The following is a 3981-nucleotide window of genomic DNA, read 5'->3' on the forward strand; positions in this document are numbered from 1 at the left end:
GATCAAAGCCAGCCGCTTTATCTTGCGCCGGAAGGCGATCTTGCTTTGGCTGTCAAAGCCGACGAGGTGGAAGACATCCTTGCCGATGTCGACGCCGATAACGGCTATGTCTTGCGCAGGACGCTGATGGGTCTGGGTCATTGAACTGCTCCGGCTTATGGTGGCCCCGCAGCTTACGCTGCTGGGGGTGCAGCCGGTCCATCCCATTAGCGGCCGGTCGCCAACCTAGCGGGCTTCGTCGAGAGTTGGCGCGAAGCGGAAATTCGATCTGTGGGTGGATCCCGATAACGGGCGATCAACAACCGCCCCGGCTCGCAAGCCGGGTCGAAACAATGGTCACTGTCCTCGGGAATACTGGATTGCGACCTTGGCCATCGCGCGCTTGCATGGAATGCCGACCTGCGCCAGCCGTGGCTTCATGCAGCTGATGGTCCCGGTCGCGTGCGCGGCTCCGCCGCACAACTTGCGAACGTCGGCCTGACATGCCCGGGCGGAGGAGGCGGCTTTCGTCAGCTTGCTCCTGCAGGGCTCCGAGAGTTTGTCGATGTTTGAGTCAAAACATGCCTGAATTCGCCCGCCGCCCGGTTTGACACTGCCACATATTGCCTTGAAGGACGCCGCACATGACTTCAGCGATGCGCCACCACCGGCGTGCGCTTCCGACGCCATGGCCAAGCCGGAGAGCGCGATGACCGCGCTCAAGACGACGGTATGCAACAACGCTTTCATCACGGCCATTCCCTTCTCGGCGGGTCTCTGGGCAAGCGGCGAATAACGATTCCCGCGCGGCTTTTCGACCTCATGATTCTCCGCGGCTACGAGCGAGTCAATGTCTCGCAGCCGTGTTCGTACCGAATTGGCGCGTGGCTCATGTCGGGCGCAACTCACTAACCGCAATCGCTGCTCAATAACTGCAAATTTCACTTAATGCATGGAATGGCGCCGAAGTTTGACGCCGGCGCCAAGCAATTGATCCAACAAGATGGCGCCACTGCCCTTGAGTGGAAATGTGCGCTCCTGCGAAGGCTTCAGCGCTATCTCGCAAAAAATTGCGGTCAATGAGCAGCGGTTGCGCTTGGTGAGTTGCCAACCAATCCGTGTTTCGTTCGATATGCTAAAGCGAGGCGAGGCAATAGCTGAATTTGGGAAAGCGACTTCGGATGGACAGGCGATGTCGCGCGTTGCGGTCGCAGCGCCCGGTCAGGCAGAGTTCAGCCCATTTTGCGCTTTCAGTCGGACGGCGGCGCCATAGCTGCCCAGAGGAGCATCCATTGGGGCATGTCGCGCGGAATATTTTTCGCCTAATCCTTGCAGCAATTATTCTCATCCTGACAGCTTGGGCGTCGCTCGCGCTGTGGTACCGGCTCCCCGCGCAGGAACTGACGAGAGCGTCCACAGGAAGTCTGTTTTGCCTGATTGGCCTTGCCGCGATCCTCGCCCTCTTCAGTCGGCGGCGCCAATTTGCGCTCGTGATTTTTTTTGCTGCTTTCACCGCGGTTGTGGCCTGGTGGACGACAATCAAACCAAAGGACCACGGCGATTGGGCGCCGGAAGTCGCACGACAAGTCACGGGAACGATTGACGGCGATGTGCTGACTTTGAGGAACGTTCGGGACTTTGATTGGCGTAGCGAGACGGACTTCACCGAGCGATGGACCACTCGAAAATATGATCTGACGAAACTCCGGACTTTGGACCTGTTCATGGATTATTGGGCCGCCCCGGAAATCGCTCATACGATCCTGAGCTTCAGCTTCGAAGGGAGCAATTATCTCGCCTGGTCGATCGAGGTGCGTCGTCTCAACGACGGCGAATATTCTCCCTTGGGCGATCTTTTCAAGAAAGATCCCCTCGTGATCATCGCAGCGGACGAACGCGATGTGATCCGCCTGAGGACCAAAATACGCCAAGAGGACATTCAGCTTTATCGCCTGAGGGCGTCGCCGGAAATTGCAGGCGCTCTCCTTCGCGAATATGTCGCCGACGCCAACGGGCTTGCCGATACACCGCAATTCTACAATTCGCTGACATCGAATTGCACGACCACAATATTCAAGATGATGCGGATCGTCGGCGATCCGACGCCCTTTAACTGGCGCTTCGTCATCAATGGCTATCTGCCGGATTACGCATACGCGCGAGGCGCCGTCGACACCAAGATTCCTCTACCGGAGCTGAAGGCGCTCGCGCACATCGACAAGCGGGCCGCCGAGGCGGACGGTTCTCTCGATTTTTCCCGGCTCATACGAGTTGGCGCTCCGTCGCCACATGAGCCGCCGACGCCATAGGATTCGCGGAGACATCGCGCTTACGCCAGCCGGCGTTGGCCAACATGATGACTTCGAACGTGTATTTCAACTTTTCGGGCTTGGAGCTGACGTGGCCGAGATTGCAAAAATCACTGCAGGAGCGCTCCTGATGTCCGCTCTGCGGCGGCCACGAGCCATCATCGCGGCGCTGGTTGTTTGCGCGCCTCTTGTCGCCTGCGCTTCGCGGCCGGAAACCGGTTTCATGAGCCCCATCGCTGTCGGCGCGCCCGGTGCGGTTGAGCATACGGTGCTCGTCGCGACGACGCGCGAACGGGACGCGCGGCCCGGAACGCTTTTCAATGGCGAGAGGGCCAGTTTCCTGAGCTACGCCAGGATCGACATGTCGATACCCCCGAACCACGTTCCCGGCCAAATCGAAATGCCGGACAGCCCGCCTGGGGATCCGGCGGCCAATTTCGTCGTGCGCGATGCTTCTTATCTCGACAACGACAAGGCGTTCGTCCAGGCGTTGAACGCTCAACTGCGGAAGCGTCCGAAGGGAAGCCGCAGGATGTTCGTCTTCGTTCATGGCTACAACACGCTGTTCGCCGAGGGCGTCTATCGCATTTCCCAGGTCACGCACGATGCAAAGTACGATGGCGTTCCGGTGCTCTTCACCTGGGCGTCGCGCGGAAAGCTCGGCGACTATGTCTACGACACCAATAGTGCGACGGCGGCGCGCGACAGTCTCGAACACGTCCTTCGTCTTTCGTTGGCGAGCGACGCCGATCGCGTCGATATCGTTGCGCATTCCATGGGCAACTGGGTCACCGTCGAGACACTTCGACAGATGAAGATATCGGGCGACATGCGCAATACCGACAAAATTGGCATCACCGTCCTTGCCTCGGCGGACATCGATCTCGACGTCTTCAAATCGCAGATGCGCCGCTTCGGCCAGCCCGCCAAACCTTTGTACATCGTCACTTCGAAGGACGATCAGGCGCTTCGGGCCTCGAAATTGCTCGCGGGCGAACAGTCCAGAGTCGGCGACGACGCCGACGCCGCCGAGCTGGCGGGGCTCGGCGCGCGGGTGATCGACCTGACGGACGTCAAGGCGGACGACCCCATGAACCATAGCAAATTCGCGCAGCTTGCCGAAGTGGCGCCTCAACTGCGCGAGGTGCTGGCAAAGGGGATCGCCCTGCGCCACGGCGTCCTGGCCGAGAGCGGGGCCTCGGCCGGCGGGGCAATCGGTTCGATCGTTGCGTTGCCGATCACCCTTGTCGGGGCGCCCATCAAAATCATCACTGGCCAGTAAGCTCCCCTCGCTCATCGAGCGGGGATTTCGCTGCGCCTGTTCTTCAATTTGGCTTCGGCGCTCTTCGCCGCGGTTATTGTCCGGTCGCCTGCCCGCCAGCAGGCGACGGCGATACAGGACCATTTGCCTTGCCAGCGGTCGGCGCGAGCGGTTTGCCACCTCAAGCGACGCACCGAAGCCCCAACGAAGACGCGATCACCCGCCTGATCGGCGCCATCCTGCTGGAGCAAAACGATGAATGGGCCGTGCAGCGAAGCCGCTACATGACGCTTGAGACAATGGCTCCACTGAGCGATGATCCGCTTGTCAGTCTGCCCATCGCGTCAGCCTGACACAATCCCGGCTCGGCCTGGAAAACGACGGCGCCAACCGTCAGCTACACCACGCCATGGGACACGATCCTCGCATTCG

At 60.1% G+C, this 3981-nt stretch carries 3 protein-coding genes and 2 pseudogenes; 3 read left to right on the top strand and 2 right to left on the bottom strand.

Annotated elements, in window-relative coordinates; genetic code table 11:
• Both ACLP2E_RS10445 and ACLP2E_RS10450 read right to left on the bottom strand, forming a co-directional pair.
• Window positions 1-141 (bottom strand): annotated as a pseudogene (locus ACLP2E_RS10445) (IS110 family transposase); the annotation flags it as partial.
• A gap of 195 nt (window positions 142-336) precedes the next feature.
• Window positions 337-738: a hypothetical protein gene (locus tag ACLP2E_RS10450; RefSeq protein ID WP_442465874.1), complete on the bottom strand. Its 402-nt coding sequence runs from the start codon at window positions 736-738 to the stop codon at window positions 337-339.
• 533 nt (window positions 739-1271) lie between these two features.
• Between ACLP2E_RS10450 and ACLP2E_RS10455 the strand changes: the two genes are divergently transcribed.
• From ACLP2E_RS10455 to ACLP2E_RS10465, 3 genes and pseudogenes are all read left to right on the top strand, one after another.
• Entirely contained in the window at window positions 1272-2288 is a 1017-nt protein-coding gene (locus ACLP2E_RS10455; RefSeq protein ID WP_442465875.1) for an Lnb N-terminal periplasmic domain-containing protein, read from the top strand.
• A gap of 223 nt (window positions 2289-2511) precedes the next feature.
• A complete protein-coding gene (locus ACLP2E_RS10460) occupies window positions 2512-3570 on the top strand; it encodes an alpha/beta hydrolase (protein ID WP_442465876.1) in 1059 nt (352 codons plus the stop codon).
• Window positions 3571-3749: 179 nt separating this feature from the next.
• A pseudogene (locus ACLP2E_RS10465) lies at window positions 3750-3902 on the top strand (IS256 family transposase); the annotation flags it as partial.
• Between the last annotated feature and the right edge of the window lie 79 nt (window positions 3903-3981).

The sequence above is a fragment of the Rhodoblastus sp. genome (genome assembly GCF_052145335.1).
Taxonomy (GTDB): domain Bacteria; phylum Pseudomonadota; class Alphaproteobacteria; order Rhizobiales; family Beijerinckiaceae; genus Rhodoblastus.